Genomic DNA, 19907 nt, shown 5'->3' with positions numbered 1-19907 from the left:
GGAATTAAATTATGATGTACATAGTAAAACGAATCGATGAAGACTTGAATTTTGGTTGTGAAGAACGACCGGATGATGCACCAGTCATGGCAATAGTGACTCTTGTGGATTCTTCAGGAAAAGAAGTGACAGTAAAAGCAGAGGACGCCAGGCTCTATGAGCGTAATATCAATGAAGGAGACAAAGTTTGTCTCGATGTAAATAATAAATTAGAAAAAGTAGAATGAAAGCTACAGGGAGAAAGTAAATGGTAAAGCAAATTGTAAGAGACGTTTTCTTTTTAGGCCAGCCATCCGAACCAGCCACGAAAGCTGATATTCAGGTTGGAAAGGATCTGCAGGACACACTGCAGGCAAACCGGGAACGGTGCGTTGGTATGGCTGCAAACATGATTGGCGTAAAGAAGAATATCATCATTGTGAATATGGGATTCATAGATGTTGTGATGTTCAATCCAGTGATTGTTTCAAAGCGTGATATGTATGAGACAGCAGAAGGGTGTTTGTCCCTTGACGGTGTTCGTAAGACGACCAGGTACCAGGAAATAGAAGTAGAGTATTATGACTTCAACTGGAAAAAACAGCACCAGAAACTGTCAGGATGGACGGCACAGATCTGTCAGCATGAAATTGATCATTTGTCCGGAAAAATTATTTAATCGAATGTGGATTGTGAGGTGACAGATATGCTGAAAAATGTACTGATCGTAGTGGATGATATAGAAAAATCAATAGAGTTTTATAAAGACTTATTTGGACTGCAAGTGATTCTTAAGAATGAAGGTAATGTGATCTTATCGGAGGGGCTTGTTTTGCAGGATGTCGACGTATGGGGGAAAACATTGAATGAAACTTCTACGCCATTCAATAACATGATGGAACTGTATTTTGAGGATTTTGATATAGATGGATTGCTTGCAAAATATGAATCTGGTAAGTATTTCGTCCGATATGCCACTGAACTGACAGAACTTGCAGGTGGACAGAAGCTTGTAAGACTGTATGATCCGAGCGGTAATCTTATTGAGGTTCGCACTCCATTCAGGTGCAATTAAAGGAGAAATTATGCGGATTTTTGTTGATGCAGATGCTTGTCCGGTAGTTAGTATTGTTGAAAAAGTTGCAAAAGAGCACAATGTTCCGGTAACATTGTTGTGTGATACAAATCATGTGTTGTCTTCTGATTACAGTGAGGTAATTGTAGTTGGAGCCGGCACAGATGCAGTGGATTATAAACTGATCAGTATTTGTCATAAAGGCGATATTGTTGTATCACAGGATTATGGAGTGGCGGCAATGGTATTAGGAAAAGGTGCTTATGCGATTCATCAGTCTGGGAAATGGTATACGAATGAGAATATTGACCAGATGCTTATGGAGCGGCATCTGAATAAGAAGGCACGAAGGGCATCCGGAAAGAATCACTTAAAAGGCCCAAGAAAACGAACATTGGAGGATGATGAGCATTTCAGAGAATCCTTCGAGAAAATGATACATATGGCGATGGATAAGGAGAATTGATTTGAACGTACAGATTTTTGGGACAAAGAAGTGCAATGATACAAAGAAAGCAGAACGTTTCTTTAAGGAACGTGGAATCAAGTTTCAGTTTATTGATATGAAAGAAAAGGGCATGAGTAAGGGCGAATTTAATTCAGTTGCCCAAGCAAACGGTGGATTGGAAAATATGATTAACTGGGAGGGCAAGGATAAGGATCTGCTTGCGCTCATTAAGTACATTGCAGAGGAAGATAAACTTGAGAAGGTACTGGAAAATCCGCAGGTGATTAAGACACCGGTTGTCCGTAATGGAAAACAATCCACTCTTGGATATCAGCCGAATATCTGGAAAACGTGGAAATAAGAGATCGGAGGAGATGCAGAGTATGGAAGAATGTAGATTTCATATTGGTGATATCGTTCAGCATTTCAAACGGGAAAATGTAAATCTGGAAACAGCGGAGTACTTGTACCGGATTCTGGCTTTTGCGCAGCATACAGAAAATGGTGAGAAGCTGGTGATTTATCAGGCATTGTATCCGCCTTATAAAACATGTGCCAGACCATACGACATGTTTTGCAGTGAAGTGGATCGGGAGAAGTATCCGAATGCGAAGCAGAAATATAGATTTGAGGTAGTGCCGGTAGATTTTTGGCCAAGATAAATAAGGGTAGAAAAAGAGAATTACATTGAAGGGCAAGACCTATGTGAAATTATGAGGTGATGTGCTATGGCTTCATTTGATCAGAAGCTCCGTACGTTATATCTGATGGAAATTTGAGATAATATGATCATCAGTTAAAGGTGCCAGGGGTGCTAAAGCAAAATGATCAAGAAAGCATTTATCAGGAGGAAGGTACAATGAGTAAGAAAGATGGATATAGCAGACCGAGATGATTTGGAAGTATAAATCATTACGACAGCAAAGGACATAAGATTGGAGAGAGCAGGCCAGGGTTCTTTGGTGGGTATAATGATTATGATGCAAAAGGTCATAAGATCGGAGAAACAAGGCTAGGATTTTTTGGTGGGATGAATCATTATGACAGTAGAGGTCACAAGGTTGGAGAAACAAGACCAGGATTCTTTGGCGGAATGAATCATTATGATGACAGAGGTCGCAAGACTGGACACAGTGACAGGAATTTCCTGGGAGACTGGAATCATTATGATGATTAATGGGAATAGGCTGGTGCATAAGTGGTAAGAAAAAATCACTACTGCATCAGCCTTTTTGTATGTTCAACACCACGAGTGACCAGTATTCATGATCTTTCATTGTGAAACCTCCTGAGTTTTTTTATATCATACATCTTTGTAGAAAATATGCAAACTTGAATTTTTATAGTTCGAGTAACATATTAAGTTTTGAACAGATTATAGTATGTTAAATAAATAAACAGCAGGAAGAACATCATACATATATCGGATTGATTGGTTATGGCGTATTTTCACGCCAATGCTAAAGAAACAAGGAAAGTAAGAAAATACGGAAAGTTATTTATGACAATCTATTACATGTAAGGTATAATAATGAACAAGAGATTCATTTTAATAGGAATTTGAGAAATTTAAAATAAGAGGAAGAATTAGATCAGTGGATGCGAATGTAATCAATGAATTGAAAAGCGGCTTAAGTGCCGCTTATATAAATGGTTCCGTTGCGGCAAATCTGGCGTATAAGCCAGCATTTGTGTCGAATAATCCGGAAGAAGGAAAGAAGGTTATTTCATCTGTGGAGGATGAATTGCTGCGCTGTGATCAGTTTCAGATCAGTGTTGCATTTATCACGATGGGTGGTGTGACACCGCTCCTGCAGACACTAAAAGAGCTTGAGAAAAAGGGCGTTAAGGGGCAGATCCTTACGACGAATTACCTGAATTTCAGTGAACCGAGAGCACTTGAGAAACTCAATGGATTAAAAAATATTACATTGAAAATGTATGACGTGGAAGCAGCCGGAAATGGCTTTCACACGAAGGGATATATTTTCAAGAAAGAAGAAGTTTATCGAATCATCATTGGAAGTTCCAACATGACAAGTGCAGCGTTGACGGTTAATAAGGAGTGGAATACAAAACTGATTTCTACGGAAAGTGGCGAGATTGCAGAAGAAATCGTAGAAGAGTTTCACAGTCTTTGGAATAGTGAGTACGCTTTGCCATACGAGGATTTTTATGAAGTCTATAAAGAACGCTACAATATCATAAAACACCAGCGGGAGATCGCGAAAAGCGAAGAAATCCCGTCGCTGGAAAAATATAGATTAAAGCCAAACTCCATGCAAGAGAGATTTATTGCGAACTTGCGAAAGATTCTGGAGCAGGGAGAAGAACGGGCATTGTTGATCTCTGCTACTGGAACCGGAAAGACATATGCATCTGCATTTGCTATGCGTGAGCTGGGGTTCAAAAGAGTATTATTTCTGGTTCATCGTGTAACACTTGCGAAGCAGGCAAAAAAATCTTTTGAAAAAGTTTTTGATAAGAAAGTGACAATGGGATTGGTGGGAGCAGGGTTCTATGAATATGAGAAAGACTATGTTTTTGCCACAGTAGAAACCTTGAATAGGGATACACATTTGTTTCAGTACCAGCCGGATACTTTCGATTGCATTATTTTGGATGAGGCTCACCATAGTTCCAACAATATCTATACAAAGGTCATTAACTATTTTAATCCGAAGTTGTTTTTAGGTATGACTGCGACACCGGATAAAAGAGATGATAATCAGGAAGGCAAAAATATATATGAGATTTTCCATTATCAAATCGCTCACGAAATTCGTTTGCAGCAGGCGATGGAAGAGGATCTGCTTTGTCCATTTCATTATTTTGGCATCAGAGAGGTTGTTTCTCTGGATGACAAAACATTGCAGGCGACGAAGCTGACAGATGATGAGTTCAATCAGCTTACCAGTGATGAGAGAGTGAGGCATGTGATTGGACAGTCGGAATATTATGGTTATAGTGGTGATCGTGTAAGAGGACTTGTTTTCTGTAGTCGTGTTAAAGAGTGTGAAGAATTATCGAGAAAGTTTAATGTTCTGGGATATCGTACAATTGCTCTTAGTGGCACTGATAGCGAAGAAAAACGTCAGGAAGCATTTGAAAGACTGGCAATGGATGAAGCGGATGCAACGGAAGAGATGCAGCCTTTGGATTATATTTTTTCACGAGATATATTAAATGAAGGTGTGGATATCGTTGAGGTAAATCAGGTCATTATGCTTAGACCGACGCAGTCTCCGATTGTATTTATTCAGCAGCTGGGACGAGGTCTTAGAAAGGCGCCCGGAAAAGAATATGTTGTTATTTTGGATTTTATTGGAAACTATAATAATAACTTTATGATTCCGGTAGCTTTATCAGGAGATCGTTCTTATAACGCTGATGTAATCCGCAAATATGTAATCAGTGGAAATAGTACAATACCAGGTGCCTCAACGGTTCATTTTGATGAGATTTCCAAGGATAAGATATTTAAGTCTATTGACAAAATCAAGGGAATGAGAACGCTGATCAAAGAAAGCTATGTCTCTTTGAAAAATCGGTTAGGACGAGTTCCTCTTCTGTATGATTTCTATGAAAATCAGGAAATTGATCCACTGGTAATTATTAGAGAATATAAAACATATTATGCCTTTATGCAGGCAATGGAAAAGGATAAATACAAGAATGGTTTAAGTGAGCAGGAGAAATTAACACTGGAGTATTTGTCTAAAACGGTTCTCTCAGGAGTGCGTCCTGATGAACTTGCAATATTAAATCAATTGCTTTATAGAGATCATATCGGGATTGCAGATTTTATAAAAGAATATCAAAAGACCTATGGAATTGAAATCAGCACATTACAGGTTAATGAAGCAATTCATGTGCTTCAGGGACATTTCGTGAGTAAAGAAGCAGAATATCAGAAATTTTGTCAGATTGATATTCTGGAAAATGATCGATCGGGAATGATCCGAAGATTGCAAAGTTACACAGAAAGACTTACTCATATTCAGTTCTGCACACAGGTGGAAGATATTATAAAAGTCGGTATTGCCAGATATAAGGATAAATATTCTCCGGGACGAATTGTGGATAGTCCATTTGTATTATATGAAAAGTATTCCAGAAGAGATGTAAGCCTTCTTATGAATTGTGGCAAGGATTTATCTTCGATTATGTATGGTATGAAACGAATTGGTGATGATGTCTTTATTTTTATTACATATCACAAAGAAGAAAGTCAGGATGAAAAAAACTATGTAGATGGAAAACCTGATTATGCGGATGCCTTTGAGGATGATCTGATTTTTAAATGGGATTCTCAGATTGGGAAGGGGCTGGATAGTTCTTATATGAAGGATGTACTTGAAGCTGAAAGAAAGCATTTATTTGTAAAAAAATCTGATGCGGAAACAAGTTTCTATTATATGGGGCAATTTGATGTATTAGAAGCCAGAAATGCCCAGAAGGAGGACAATCGTGGCCGTATGCAGCCAATTACGAAGGTCATTATGAAAATGCATCATGCAGTGCGTGAGGATTTATTGAGATATTTACAGTCACATATTACGGCATAAATGGTTGGAGGTATGAAATAGATGAAGACAGTAAAAGTAGTCGCAGCGATTATCTGCGATAACATAAAAGAGAAAAATAAAATATTTGCAACAGCACGAGGCTATGGAGAATTAAAAGGAGGATGGGAATTCCCAGGCGGAAAAGTAGAACCAGGAGAAACACCAAAGCAGGCACTTGTAAGAGAAATTATGGAAGAATTGGATACGGAAATTAAGGTCGGTGAATTGATTGATACGATAGAGTTTGATTATCCAACTTTTCACCTTTCGATGGATTGTTTTTGGGCGGAAGTTACAAAAGGCCATCTTGAATTAAAGGAGGCCGAGGCAGCCAAATGGCTTACAAAGGATCAGTTAGACAGTGTTGCCTGGTTACCAGCAGACGTCACTTTGATAGATAAAATTCGAAGGTACATGAAATAAGCTAAGATCGAGGAGTAACTTCATGGACAAAACAATAGAATATTATAATCAAAATGCGGATATGTTTGCCCAGGGGACTCGTTTGGTAGATTTTACGGTTGTACAGGAGCGGTTTAGGATAATAAGCGGGAATCCTCGGCAATTCAATTACCGAGATGAAAGCGCAGGAGAAGAATACGGAGAAATATTGGAAGAAAACAAACTATGAAATGAGGTGACATTTATGATGAAAAACGAAGCGGGAGTAAGAATCGAAGAAATGCTGTGTCAGCTGGCCGATGCGACGCGCATCGACGGAGAGATCTGGCGTGCAGCGTATACTCTGGAAGACAAAATCGCGAAGAACATCCTGCGTGAGTGGATCGAAGATATGGGGCTTGAATACAGAGAGGACGCGATCGGTAACGTGTATGGACGGCTTCCGGGGACAGAACCTGGAACCGTACTGACGGGATCCCACCTGGATACCGTAAAGAACGGTGGAAAATATGATGGCGCACTGGGCGTTGTGACCGGTGTGGCAGCGCTGGGATACCTCAAACAGTCGGGCTTCGTTCCGAAACACAGCCTGGAAGTGGCTGGTCTGATGGAGGAAGAGGGCAGTCGTTTTCCATCTGGCTGTCAGGGGAGCCGCGCAATCTGTGGCACGCTGAAAGAAGAGGATCTCGAGGAGCTCAGCCGTGATGGCGTCACACTTCGTGAAGCACTGGTATCTGCCGGGTATCAGACGGAAGCACTGAAAAACATGAGACGTGACGATATTCGAGCGATCGTAGAACTGCATATCGAACAGGGACCGGTGCTTGAAAGCGAGCATAAGCAGATCGGTATTGTGGACAGTATCGTCGGTATCGTCAACTATGAGCTGACCATTCAGGGAAGCCAGAACCATGCAGGTACCACCTCGATGCCTTTACGGCACGATCCTGTGGTAGCTGCTGCGGAATTTATCACAGAGTCTACCCGTCAGATGATGGCGCAGGCCCCTTCTGCCACCCTTACCTATGGCGCGATACAGGTATTTCCTGGAATGCAGAATGTCATTGCAGATCGAGTGAATCTGCTCATCGATCTGCGCGATGGCAGCGATGAGGAACTGCTTCAAGATGTGGTTCTTCTGAAACGTGCACTGGAATCCATCGAACGCAAGGGCTTTCAGACCCGGCTTCGACAGAATGACTGGCTGGAGTCCGCACAGATGGATCCGAACGTGATTCGGGTGATTGAGCGGTACTGTGAAGAGAAACATCTCGCGTATAAGCATATGAACAGCGGCGCCGGACACGACTCGATGGTATTCGGAAAGCATTTCCCGACCGCGATGATCTTCGTGCCGAGTATCGGAGGTATCAGCCATAATCCGGCAGAAGCCACCGCTGTAGCGGATATACAGACCGGTTTTGAACTGCTTTGTGACGTGTTAAAAGAATTATCAGCTCAACCCTTTTTATCATGGTAAGTTTTATTACATTGCTAATGATAATAAAGCCTTTGTAATTATTTGTGAAATCATAGAGTGTATGGATTCAATTCCATATGCTCTTTTTCTTTACTTAATTTCAGGAAAAATGCAAAAATCTAATGTTACGAGTTTCTTACGAGTGGTATTAAAAAAACTCGCAAGAAGACTCGTAAGAAAAAAAGTAAAAAAATTTACTTTTGACCACTGTAAAACATGCTCTGAGCGTTTTGTTAGATGGTTGGCAGTATTCATGAGCATAAAGGTAAACAGGAATTATTTCTGGAAGCAAACATAGATGAACTGAAAACACTTCTGGAAGTTGCCTTAATTCAAAGTACGGGAGCATCTAACCGAATTGAAGGTATATTTACAAGTGATAAACGTTTGGAAGACCATTCATTGTTAATGGGAAAAGAAGAATCAAAATTGGATGAATATCTAAAAGAATATGAAAAAAGTGAAATATAAGCCTTTTGCACTGGAATAAAAAAGGATATCCTTCCGGTCAAGAATGCGATATCTTTTTTTATAAGTTCTGGATTTGTTGAAGGAAACAACAACAAATTCAAAGTTTTCAAACGTATTGTATATGGTAGAAGCGGATTAGTCAATCTGGAAAAAAAGTGTAAGTTAGCTTTCATGTCAAAAAGTGAAGATTTCTCTCTTTCAGAACTATTATAAAACAAGCTGGTATCAATTGGATACCAGCTAATGTTTCACTTGGTTATACCCAAAGCTAAGAAAGAACCAAAATCTATCTATGTGCTCTATTTTTTATGCTTTTTTCAAGAAAAAGGACTAATAGTCCGGCAGAAAGAAAACGGAAGCGATATTGCTTGGGGATAAAAGATGGACTGAGCCTAAAAAGTACGGTAAAATCAGTATTAGAAATGAAGCTCTGAAAACGGGAGCTGATGGAGGATAATCGTTATGATCAGAAAAAAGATATAATTGTGACCTGTCAGCATCGTACAATATTGGAGCAAGATATTTTATCAGAGAACTTTTAAAACCCCTTCCGGTAACGGAACGGTCTTTGCTGGAGGCAAAAGTCCCTGCAGTAAAGCGTAGAACCTCATGTGTTTATGCGGATTTAAAAGAACTTCATATACAAATGGAGAACTTAAAGGCAGCATAAACGCAGGTAGATATACAGCGGACTACCTGTCATGTGGGAACCTGCCGTATCAGGCATGGAAAATGTGCATAACTGCGCACCTAAGTTACAGGCGTATCCGCCGATATTTAGTCTGACGCCTAAAGCGTCTGGAAGCACGTGACTTTAGTAAAGAACTGTTTCACATGACAGATAATTATGTTATTGATATACAGGATCCGGGAAATGCGTTGGATGCTCTGATGTTTGTACTTGCGATTGAGGCAGAAAAATGTTCCAGGAATTAACTAGTTGATCTTGTTACCGAAGATATACGGACCGAAAAAATCGAAGAAATTATGCTGATCAGATTACCGGAGGACTTAGAAAAATTCAAAGAGATATATGAGATAACAGAGAAAATTGCAAAAGAATATTAGACATTGGATAAGGTGGAGGTGCTGGACATGATATATGTTACGGGAGATATACATGGAGATCAGATCCTTTGGGATGCGTGTATAAGTAATTTTCTAAAGGAAGGGGATAACATAATCGTTCTCGGAGACTTTGGAATTGGGTTTTTCGATGGAAGATACTGGACGGAGGAGATGTTTTATGATTACCTGGCAGAACAGAAATATACCGTTCTTTTTGTCGATGGTAATCACGAGAACTTTGAAAAACTCAATTCTTTTCCAGTGGATCAATGGCATGGCGGACGTGTTCAGTTTATTCGAAGCAACGTGATTCATCTCATGAGAGGTGAAATATATGATATTGATGGAAAGAAGATTTTCTGTTTTGGCGGAGGTTACTCATTGGACAAGGATTATCGTGTTCCGGGGAGAACGTGGTGGCCGCAGGAGATGCCTGACGATGGAGAATATAGGAATGCAACAAAGAATTTGGAAGAGTGTGGATTTACGGTTGATTATATCCTGACGCATACCGCTCCAGCAGATACAGTGGAATATATGTCCAGATTAAACCTGGGAATTAAAAATTCTGTTGTTGAGGAATTTCCACTGACCAGTTATCTTCAGTGGATAGTTGAGACGGTGCGATACGATAAGTGGTTTTTTGGGCACTTTCATATAGATGCTGAGATTTGGAGAAATCAGTATGCAGTACTTGACAGTATAAGAGAACTGCATACAGGAGAATTGATTAAAAATAGATGTTAAAGAAGGAGATGAAAGGCGGTATGATAATATGATTGATTCACATATCCATTTATCTTGTAAATGCTATAACCAAACTTTTCCATATATCGATTATGATGGGAAAGAACTCACAATAGCTGCAGATGGGCGGCGAGAGACGGTGATTGCAACTCCAATAGAATATCTGCTTCTTGAGACCGACGGCCCATATGTTAAGCCAGAAAGACCAGATGATGTCACTGGCAAAAAGTGGGCGAAGGCACGAAATACGAGTTTGATTCTTCCGAATATTGCGGAAAAGATTGCGGAATTGAAATGCATGATGGTGAAAGATGTCGTAAGGATTACTGAAGAAAACACAAGAAGAGTGTTCAAATTGAATAATTGTGCGTCGTATTCTCGTTACTTCTGATGAGTCGTGTTACAATCAATAACGCCGATGCGGGATTTTTATAATCCTCTATCGGCGTTTGTTGTTTATGTGAGAATGTGTTTTACGCTTATTTTCCAAATGTATTGCTGGATTTAGCTGCAGTCTTTGCCGCTGTGGTGTTGGTGGACTCAAACAAGGAAGTGGTCGGTGCGACCGGACACATCAATACTCGTCCTGTTCCGCGGTAAACATTTACCAGGCCTTCTCCACTAACTGCTGATCCTACAAGTGTTTTGGTTGATCGTTCTACGGTAAATTCAAGGTTTGATGACCAGCATACGGCAAGGTTTCCATCAATTTTCAGTTCATCATTTTCCAATATGACTTCAATCAATTCATCTTCGGGAACATTAGATTCCAGTGCAGCTACACCATTTCCCTGCAAACTCAGATTAAACAGACCTTCGCTGCCTAATACGGCTGATGAAAGGTTTTTTCTGGGTACAACTTTACTTTTTACATTTGCATCACAAGCCAGGAACATGCCATCTTCAATTGTCATTCCGGCCGATCCCCACTTGCCAATATCTGCAAGAATAATGTATTTATATGTTGGTTCCAGTACGAGACAGCCCTCGCCAACATATTCTGGTTTAACTGCAGTTTCTTTGGTAACCGCACCCTTGAGTGCTTTTCCAAGAAAATCACCGATGCCTTTTACGCCTGATGTGGCTTGTACATTACCACCCATCCATTGCATGGAACCAGACTGGATAACAGCTGAATGGTCTTTATCAATATCAATAACAACCTGTTTTCTTCTGACATTCATTTTACTCATGAAATACTCATTCATTGCATTCATAGGTGAAACGCTGGCATCCTGCACATATTCAAGTACATGGAAGTTTCCGATACTTTTTGTAAATTTTCTGTTCTCATTTTGTAAGTTTTCAATTCTCATGGCATACTCTCCCTTTTGATAATAATGTATGATGTTGCTCGGATATGCTTATTATAAAAGAATTAGCATAAATAGAAAACAATTTATGCAGAGAATCATAAAGATAGAATTCTCAGATTCTGAGAAATATAAAGATTCTAAGGATAAAGAAATTTTATCTCTTTCATTTCTTCCGGTGTAACGGAGCCAGTAGCAATGGCAAGTCTTGCCATCTGAGGGGAATATATCTGCAGATAAAATCTAAAAGCCAACAAATTTGTTTATGTTGGTATTGAATCAATTAAAGCCAACAAATTTGTTTATGTTGGTATTGAATCAATTAAATCCAATACATTATAATGTCCATAGATGATTACCTTTTTATACAGATATAAATTTACCAAAGTGTGATGGGGGTGCTGACGATGAAATTTGAAAATATTAACATGCTTAACGATACAATGGCCATACTGGATAGAGGCTATTATGAAGTGAATGGGAAGCGAGTAAACCTGAAGCTATCTAAAGCAGAAATGAAAGAAATCTCCGTATTTTTACCCAAGGACGTGAAGAGCATTTCTGATAATAAGGATTTTCAGCATATTCATATGATGGGAGGAAGAATTGGTGTGGATTGCGTTAACATGGATTCTTATTCTCTGGCAATTAAGAGATATTCGGATTGTTCATATTTGTTCAGTAAGAAATCAAAGCCAATTCTTGTGTTGAATCTTGCCAATCCTGTAAACCCAGGTGGCGGTGTGCGCCGTGGATCAAAGGCTCAGGAAGAAGATCTCTGCAGAAAGAGTTCGCTTTTGCTGTCACTGGAGAGTTCAGCGGCATCCGTATATTATAAATACAATAAATCTTTGAATACTTACATGGGATCGGATGCTGTTATGGTCACTCCCCAGGTTGAAATTATCAAAGATGAAAATGGCAGTTTGCTGGATGAAAGTGTTATTGTATCTGTTATGACATGTGCCGCACCTATGTTGAGAAACGGTATGGAGGGATTGACAGACCAGGAATACCGGGATATGGTTTATGGACGTATCACCGGAATGCTGAAGGTGGCTGCACATCTCGGATATGAGGTCCTGATTTTGGGTGCATTCGGATGTGGAGCCTTCTTAAATGACGCTCATGTTGTTTCGGATCTGTTTTATAAAGCACTGAAGGAATTCGATTATGATGGAATGGAAGCAAAAGATTTCTTCCGCAGAATTGATTTTGCTGTGCTCAGCCGTTCAGCAGATCAATACAATTACAAAGAATTTGCCAGAAATTTTTGTGATTTTTATCGTGAGGAAGATGCAGAGGAGGTTGCATCAGCCCTTGAGAGAGTGAGAGAAACTGAGACAAATCTGGACAGGATCAGAGGAAGTCTGGTTGGTGGAGCTATTGGAGATGCTTTAGGGTATACAGTTGAATTTATGCAGGAGGAGCAGATTTTCAGGAAATACGGCTCATCTGGTATCACGGAATATGAACTGACAAATGGAAAAGCATTGGTGTCAGATGATACACAGATGACCTTATTTACAGCAAATGGAATACTGGTAGGTGATACCCGATTATCTATGCGTGGTATCGGAGGTGATCCAAAAGTGTATGTTCCAAATGCATATCTGGACTGGTTAAAAACACAGCAGTTGGATATTAATAGTGTAAATCAGTATGAACGATATACAGAAAAGGGTGGATATTCATGGTTGTTGGATGTTCCGGAATTGTATTCCAGACGTGCACCGGGCAATACCTGCCTTTCTGCACTGGAAACCAGAGCAAAAGAGGATCACGTAAACAGCTTTATTAACAGTCCGATTAATAGAAGTAAGGGCTGTGGCGGTATTATGCGTATTGCACCTTTAGCTCTGAAATATAGGCTGGGCGAGAACTTTTATGGAGACATAGAGCAGATTGATATGGAAGCAGCAGAACTTTCAGCTATTACCCATAGTCATTCTCTTGGTTATATGCCATCTTCCGTAGTTAGTCATATCATAAGCAGAATTCTTTGTTCCCATGATGAAATGAGCTTGAAGGATATGGTTCTTGAAGCAAGAGGTTCTGTTTCAAAGCTCTTTGCTGAAGATAAGAATCTTCCTGTACTCGTTGATATAATTGACAAGGCCGTTCGACTGTCTGAAAAAACTGACACAGATGATCTGGACAATATTCATGCGTTAGGTGAGGGATGGGTTGCTGAAGAAACACTGGGTATTGCATTGTATTGTGCACTCAAATATCAGAATGATTTCTCGAAGGCTATGATTGTCTCAGTCAACCATAAAGGCGATAGTGATTCAACAGGTGCTGTTACTGGAAATATTCTTGGTGCGCTGATTGGATATGATGCGATCGATAGCAAATGGAAAAAGGATCTGGAGCTCCTGGATGTGATCCTGGAAGTTGCTGATGATTTATGTCATGGCTGCCAGATGTCTGAGTACAGTTATTATTTTGATCCTGCATGGGCAACAAAATATATGCATATGCATCGTTACGAAGAGCCAAAGAAAAATCCGGAATATGTATTCTTCTGGCTGGACAATGAGAAATACGGTGAATTCAGCAACTGGTATCAGAGAGAATTTGTGATCGATGATTTCCGATATTTCTGTGTTGAACAGTATATGATGGCACAGAAGGCAAAGCTGTTTCATGATTCTGTACGATATACGGCTATCCTCCGTGCGAATTCGCCAAAAGACTGCAAAGCATTAGGAAAACAGGTAACACCATTTGATGCCAAGGTCTGGGATGCAGTTAAATATGATATCGTAAAAACTGGAAATAAAGCGAAGTTTGAACAGAATCCAGATCTTATGAATTTGCTTTTATCAACAGGCGACAGGATCATGGCAGAGGCGAGTCCAAAAGATAAAATCTGGGGTATAGCACTTGATGCTGAAACTGCAAAGCATATAAATCCTGAAGCGTGGCCTGGTCAGAATTTGTTAGGGAAAATCCTGATGGAGCTTAAAGCTGAATATAGAAAAGAACAGTCCAAGTCGTCTGCCACTGAACTTCGAATGATCAAAGGAGATATTACAAAACAATCTGATGTTGAAGCAATCGTAAACGCTGCTAATACCAGTCTTTTAGGTGGTGGTGGTGTAGATGGTGCTATTCATAGAGCTGCAGGCAGACAGTTGTTGGAGGAGTGTCGGAAACTGAATGGTTGTAAAACCGGAGAGGCAAAGCTGACTGGTGCATATAAGCTGCCTTGTAAGTATATTATCCATACTGTGGGTCCTATCTGGCGTGGTGGAAATCAGGATGAGGAGAAGTTTTTAGCAGAATGCTATAGTAATTCCCTTCAGATAGCTGTTGACCAAGGCATACGCAGTGTGGCTTTCCCATCTATTTCGACGGGTGCTTATAGCTTCCCTAAGGAAAAAGCAGCTATGATCGCTGTACGTACAGTAAATGATTTTATTGAAGAAAATTCAGGAAGTCTGGATTTGGTCGAGTGGATTCTATTTGACGAAGAGACACTGAATATTTATAAGGATGCTTTGAATCAATTCAAAGCAAACAAAATAGTTGGAACCCCTAAATAAAGATAGGAAACGCTTGTTCTGGTGGATAACATAGAGAAAAAGAAGCCGACGAATTACAGGGATCTCAAATGATACCTTGCAACGTGAGGGTGTCTCAGGTATAATAATCTAGGTATAAGTCTGCAAAAGGGGCAAACATTTTTACCAACAGCCAAATCGGTTGACTGCCCTTTTTGTAGTCATTTTTTTACTTTATAGGAAATTACTTCGTAATGTTCCAATAAAGTAAAAAACGCTCCGCGAGGATGCGACCAGATGCATGTGGAATATGTCTGCTAAAGCAGACAGCATCTGGCGCGCAAAGCGTAACAAGTCCCTCAAAGATTGAGGGATTCAGGGAGTTTGAAGCGGACTTGTCCGCTTTGTTCATGGGAGGAAGTAAAAATGTACGATGTAGTGATTGTAGGTGCAGGACCGGGAGGAATATTTACTGCATATGAATTATTAGAGAAAAGACCGAATTTGAGTATCGCTGTTTTTGAGATGGGAAATGAATTGACAAAACGCCATTGTCCGATTGATGGTGACAAGGTGAAATCCTGTATTCATTGCAAGAACTGTTCTATCATGAGTGGCTTTGGAGGTGCAGGTGCATTTTCAGATGGTAAATATAATATCACCAATGATTTCGGTGGGACGCTGTACGAATATATCGGTAAAAAAGCTGCATTAGAATTAATGAACTATGTAGATAAGATCAATCTTGCATTTGGTGGAGAAGGAACAAAACTGTATTCTACTGCCGGTTCAAGCCTGAAGACACGCTGCATGCAGAATGGTTTACATTTATTGGACGCTTCTGTTCGACATCTGGGAACAGATATTAATTATATTGTGTTGGAACATTTATATGCTCATCTGAAAGAAAAGGTTGATTTTCATTTCAACTGTTTCATTGATAAGGTGGAGAAATTAGATGACGGATATCGAATCTATCATGAAGATTCTTATTATGATGGTAAGGAATGTGTTATTTCTGCAGGACGCAGCGGAAGTAAATGGATGGAAAAAATCTGTCAGGATCTGGATATTAATACGAATTCAAATCGCGTGGATATCGGAGTTCGAGTGGAGCTGCCAGCAGGTATTTTTGCTCATCTGACCGATGAATTATATGAAAGCAAGATTGTGTACAGAACCTCAAAATATGAAGATATGGTGCGTACATTCTGCATGAATCCAAAAGGTGAAGTCGTAAACGAAAATACAAATGGAATTGTTACTGTTAATGGCCACAGCTATGAGGATCCGGCTAAACAGACAAATAATACAAACTTTGCGTTACTGGTTGCAAAGCATTTTTCAGAACCTTTCAAAGATTCTAATGGATATGGTGAAAGTATTGCACGATTGAGCAATATGCTGGGTGGCGGCGTGATTGTCCAGCGTTTTGGAGATCTGATCAGAGGACGTAGAAGTACCGAAGAAAGAATCAGCGAATCTTTTACCGTTCCAACTTTAAATGCAGCAGCAGGTGACCTGAGTCTTGTACTTCCGAAACGTTTATTAGATGGCATTATTGAAATGATCTATGCCCTGGATAAAATTGCACCGGGAACTGCCAGTGATGATACCTTGCTGTATGGTGTAGAGGTAAAATTCTACAATATGGAAGTGGAACTGGACCATAATCTGATGACTCGTCATGAGGGACTTTATATCATCGGTGATGGCAGCGGTATTACCCATTCTCTGTCTCATGCTTCGGCAAGCGGAGTATATGTTGCGAGACAGATTGTCTCAAAAATGTAGGGGATTACCATGGTAAGAATATTTACCTCAGAAAGCTAATTTCAAGGGAGTGTTTCGCAATATTCTGAAAAAGGATATGATGTCGGACCAGAGTCAGGAATATTAAATCAGTAAAGGAGACGAACATGGAACATTTGCGTTGTGTAATTGAGAGAATTACATATCAGAATGCAGAAAATGGCTACACGGTTCTGAAATGTGCGGTAAAGAACTATAGTGATCTTGTCACGGTAGTTGGCACAATGCCGGATACCCATGTTGGCTCCGTGCTGTCCCTGGAAGGCATGTGGAAAATGGATGCCAAATATGGTCGGCAGTTTTCTGTAGAGAAGTTTGAAGAGACACTTCCTGCTACAGTATATGGAATTGAAAAATATCTTGGGTCTGGTTTGATCAAGGGTGTTGGTCCAAAGTTTGCGAAAAGGATTGTAGAAAAGTTTGGGAAGGATACGCTGGATGTAATCGAAGACACACCGGATGAACTGTTAAAAGTACCGGGGATAGGAAAGGTTCGTGTGGACCGTATAAAGACAAGCTGGCAGGAACAGAAAGAGATCAAAAATATCATGCTTTTTCTGCAGAGTCATGAGGTCAGTACTTCGCATGCGACAAAGATTTTTAAAACATATGGCAGTGAAAGCATTGCGATTGTAAAGGAGAATCCATACCGTCTTGCAGATGATATCTGGGGTATTGGATTTAAGACAGCGGATTCCATTGCGCAGAAGATGGGGATTGATAAAGGTAAATTCGTCCGTCTGCGCAGTGGTATTTTTTATACATTGAATAAGCTGGCGGAAGCAGGTCATTGTTATGCAACAAGAGAGCAGCTGATCGGAAAGGCAGGGGAACTTCTGGAAGTGGAAGAACCGGAGCTTAAGATCACACTGGATGAGATGATCCGTACAAATGATGTGATCCGGGATGTGGCCGGTGAGCAGGAAGCAATTTATCTTCCATCCTATTATTTTTCAGAAAGTGGTTGTGCAAAACGGCTGCTCCGGCTGATGACCTATGGAAAGAAAAAATCTGAGAATATAGAGGAAATATTAAAGAAAGTAGCTGCTTCGTCAGAAATTACCTATGATGAGATACAGTGGCAGGCGGTAAAAACTGCTATTTCTTCTAAGGTTATGGTGTTGACCGGTGGACCCGGAACCGGAAAGACCACAACAACTCTGGGGATTATTTCTGCATATAAGCAGGCGGGATGTCAGATTATTCTTGCCGCACCGACCGGAAGAGCAGCGAAGAGAATGTCCGAAGCAACTGGAATGGAGGCAAAAACAATTCACCGGTTATTAGAATATAAACCGCCGGAAGGTTATCAGAAGAATGAAGAACATTCGTTGGAAGGAGATGTGCTGATTCTGGATGAATGTTCCATGATCGATATCATGCTGATGTATAATCTTTTGAAAGCATTGCCGGAGCAGATGACCCTGATCCTGGTGGGTGATATTGATCAGCTTCCAAGTGTCGGGGCGGGTAATGTACTCAGAGATATTATCGATTCAGGATGTGTTCCTGTAGTACGCCTGACCAGGATTTTCCGCCAGGCACAGGGAAGTCGGATCATTATGAATGCACACCGGATCAATAAAGGGGAAGGCATTGATATCAGAGGCGGAAAAGATTCTGATTTTTTCTTTGCCACCAAAGAGAGCAATCAGGAAGTGGTGAATACCATCGTCCAGTATTGCAAGACGAACCTGCCGAGATATTATCATGTGGATCCACTGCGGGATATTCAGGTGCTGACTCCGATGCAGAGAGGTGAATGCGGTGCAGTAAATCTGAATCAGGTGCTGCAGGAAGCCATGAATCAGTCAAAGATCTTTTTGCGGAGAGGTGGGACACAGTACCGGCTGAAGGATAAGGTGATGCAGATCCGGAATGATTATGATAAGGAAGTATTCAATGGAGACATTGGAACCATCACGAAAGTAGATATGGAAGAGCGGGAACTGACAGTTTTGTTTGATGAACGGGAAGTGGTTTACGATGTGACGGAATTGGATGAGCTGACACTTGCCTATGCGGTGACGATTCACAAATCACAGGGAAGTGAATATCCAATCGTTGTCATGCCATTTACTATGAGTCATTTTGTCATGCTGCAGAGAAATCTCCTTTATACGGGTGTAACCAGGGCAAAAAAGATCCTGGTACTTGTCGGGGAGAAGAAAGCGGTGTATTATGCAATAAAAAATGAGATGACTACTGGAAGAAATACATGTCTGGCAAGACGTTTGCAGCCCGGCAGTAAAGAAGCACAGGAAGTGACGGCGCAGCTTTTAAAAGAGGCAGGGGATGAAAACAACAGCAATGCCTCGTTGAGTCAGCAGCAGAAGAAAGAGAAAATGATTGTCTACAAGGGCAGTATTCAGCCTTCTATGGTGTGTGAAACACCAGCCGTTTATGAAGGAAATCTATGGAAACGCCTGTCTCAGTCAAAGTTCAGAAGCAGCTTTTCCCTAAAAGCAAATGACAGGAGTTATGTATCAGAAAAGGGAATGGAGAAAGTGCGGGAGCATGCCTGTGATTTTATCAGAAAACGTCTTGCACCTGCAGAGATATCAAATGATGGAAAACAGACACCGATGAGAGGACATCCTGTTTTTGTGGCACAGCATGCTACAGCTACCTGTTGCAGAGGTTGTTTAGAAAAATGGCATCATATTCCGAAAGGACGGGAACTCACAGAAACAGAACAGGAATATGTTGTCGACGTGATCATGGAATGGATTAATCGTGAAATGAAAGGAAATGCATTTTGACCAAGTTACTGCGAACGGAGTGGACAGTAATGCTTGGACTGCCACAGGAAGAAGAAAAATTTCTGCTTTACAAATTACAGATAAAGTATTAGTATAAAGAAAAAGAAATCTTCAGGGCAGGGTGAGATTCCCTACCGGCGGTAAAGCCCGCGAGCCGAAAGGCATGATCCGGTGAGATTCCGGGGCCGACAGTACAGTCTGGATGAAAGAAGATGATAGTACAGTTGATTTTTGTATGAATGAATGTAGTATCAAAGCTCTGAGATGGTGATC

At 40.5% G+C, this 19907-nt stretch carries 18 protein-coding genes, 2 pseudogenes and 1 riboswitch; of the genes and pseudogenes, 19 read left to right on the top strand and 1 reads right to left on the bottom strand.

The window, feature by feature from the left end:
* Positions 1-11 precede the first annotated feature (11 nt).
* The 15 genes and pseudogenes from LIR34_RS01145 to LIR34_RS01075 all read left to right on the top strand — a co-directional run bounded on the left by LIR34_RS01145 (position 12) and on the right by LIR34_RS01075 (position 10629).
* Positions 12-227, top strand: a complete 216-nt coding sequence (locus tag LIR34_RS01145) for a hypothetical protein (protein ID WP_161286279.1) — start codon at positions 12-14, stop codon at positions 225-227.
* A 20-nt stretch (positions 228-247) separates the two neighbouring features.
* Positions 248-658, top strand: coding sequence for a peptide deformylase (locus LIR34_RS01140; RefSeq protein ID WP_161286278.1), 411 nt, complete (start codon positions 248-250; stop codon positions 656-658).
* 27 nt (positions 659-685) lie between these two features.
* A complete protein-coding gene (locus LIR34_RS01135; RefSeq protein WP_173901517.1) occupies positions 686-1054 on the top strand; it encodes a VOC family protein in 369 nt (122 codons plus the stop codon).
* A gap of 10 nt (positions 1055-1064) precedes the next feature.
* Positions 1065-1520: a YaiI/YqxD family protein gene (locus tag LIR34_RS01130; RefSeq protein ID WP_173901518.1), complete on the top strand. Its 456-nt coding sequence runs from the start codon at positions 1065-1067 to the stop codon at positions 1518-1520.
* A gap of 1 nt (position 1521) precedes the next feature.
* Positions 1522-1863, top strand: a complete 342-nt coding sequence (locus tag LIR34_RS01125; RefSeq protein WP_161286275.1) for an arsenate reductase family protein — start codon at positions 1522-1524, stop codon at positions 1861-1863.
* A gap of 43 nt (positions 1864-1906) precedes the next feature.
* Positions 1907-2164: pseudogene (locus LIR34_RS01120) on the top strand (DUF1653 domain-containing protein); the annotation flags it as partial.
* A gap of 368 nt (positions 2165-2532) precedes the next feature.
* On the top strand, positions 2533-2679 hold the full coding sequence (locus LIR34_RS01115) for a hypothetical protein (protein WP_244092131.1): 147 nt from the start codon (positions 2533-2535) through the stop codon (positions 2677-2679).
* 418 nt (positions 2680-3097) lie between these two features.
* Entirely contained in the window at positions 3098-6070 is a 2973-nt protein-coding gene (locus tag LIR34_RS01110) for a DUF3427 domain-containing protein (protein ID WP_173901520.1), read from the top strand.
* 21 nt (positions 6071-6091) lie between these two features.
* A complete protein-coding gene (locus LIR34_RS01105; RefSeq protein ID WP_173901521.1) occupies positions 6092-6493 on the top strand; it encodes a (deoxy)nucleoside triphosphate pyrophosphohydrolase in 402 nt (133 codons plus the stop codon).
* A 22-nt stretch (positions 6494-6515) separates the two neighbouring features.
* Positions 6516-6701: a hypothetical protein gene (locus tag LIR34_RS01100; RefSeq protein ID WP_173901522.1), complete on the top strand. Its 186-nt coding sequence runs from the start codon at positions 6516-6518 to the stop codon at positions 6699-6701.
* A gap of 15 nt (positions 6702-6716) precedes the next feature.
* Entirely contained in the window at positions 6717-7952 is a 1236-nt protein-coding gene (locus tag LIR34_RS01095) for a M20 family metallo-hydrolase (protein WP_173901523.1), read from the top strand.
* A 237-nt stretch (positions 7953-8189) separates the two neighbouring features.
* Positions 8190-8423, top strand: a complete 234-nt coding sequence (locus tag LIR34_RS01090) for a hypothetical protein (RefSeq protein ID WP_173901505.1) — start codon at positions 8190-8192, stop codon at positions 8421-8423.
* Positions 8424-8438: 15 nt separating this feature from the next.
* The gene (locus LIR34_RS17900) at positions 8439-8636 is read left to right on the top strand and encodes a transposase (RefSeq protein WP_320442955.1); all 198 of its coding nucleotides are present in this window, start codon (positions 8439-8441) and stop codon (positions 8634-8636) included.
* 882 nt (positions 8637-9518) lie between these two features.
* Positions 9519-10238, top strand: a complete 720-nt coding sequence (locus tag LIR34_RS01080; protein ID WP_173901524.1) for a metallophosphoesterase family protein — start codon at positions 9519-9521, stop codon at positions 10236-10238.
* Between the two features lie 28 nt (positions 10239-10266).
* Positions 10267-10629: a TatD family hydrolase gene (locus tag LIR34_RS01075; protein ID WP_173901525.1), complete on the top strand. Its 363-nt coding sequence runs from the start codon at positions 10267-10269 to the stop codon at positions 10627-10629.
* Positions 10630-10717: 88 nt separating this feature from the next.
* Here LIR34_RS01075 and LIR34_RS01070 read toward each other — a convergent pair whose 3' ends face one another.
* The gene (locus LIR34_RS01070; protein WP_173901526.1) at positions 10718-11554 is read right to left on the bottom strand and encodes an AIM24 family protein; all 837 of its coding nucleotides are present in this window, start codon (positions 11552-11554) and stop codon (positions 10718-10720) included.
* A gap of 389 nt (positions 11555-11943) precedes the next feature.
* Between LIR34_RS01070 and LIR34_RS01065 the strand changes: the two are divergent.
* The 4 genes and pseudogenes from LIR34_RS01065 to recD2 all read left to right on the top strand — a co-directional run.
* A pseudogene (locus LIR34_RS01065) lies at positions 11944-14517 on the top strand (TIGR02452 family protein); the annotation flags it as partial.
* Entirely contained in the window at positions 14512-15102 is a 591-nt protein-coding gene (locus LIR34_RS17895) for an O-acetyl-ADP-ribose deacetylase (protein ID WP_173901637.1), read from the top strand. The pseudogene LIR34_RS01065 and the gene LIR34_RS17895, both read left to right, overlap by 6 nt.
* A gap of 384 nt (positions 15103-15486) precedes the next feature.
* A complete protein-coding gene (locus LIR34_RS01055) occupies positions 15487-16854 on the top strand; it encodes an NAD(P)/FAD-dependent oxidoreductase (protein ID WP_161286271.1) in 1368 nt (455 codons plus the stop codon).
* 125 nt (positions 16855-16979) lie between these two features.
* Positions 16980-19634 carry an SF1B family DNA helicase RecD2 gene (recD2, locus tag LIR34_RS01050; protein ID WP_173901527.1) on the top strand — a complete coding sequence of 885 codons (2655 nt, stop codon included), beginning with the start codon at positions 16980-16982 and terminating at the stop codon, positions 19632-19634.
* 103 nt (positions 19635-19737) lie between these two features.
* A riboswitch (FMN riboswitch) is annotated at positions 19738-19852 on the top strand.
* The last annotated feature ends 55 nt before the right edge of the window (positions 19853-19907 follow it).

The organism is Blautia sp. MSK17_66 (assembly GCF_020538025.1).
GTDB lineage: Bacteria > Bacillota > Clostridia > Lachnospirales > Lachnospiraceae > Blautia_A.
Note: the sequence above shows the minus strand (reverse complement) of the source record. Positions and strands in the feature narration are given on the sequence as shown.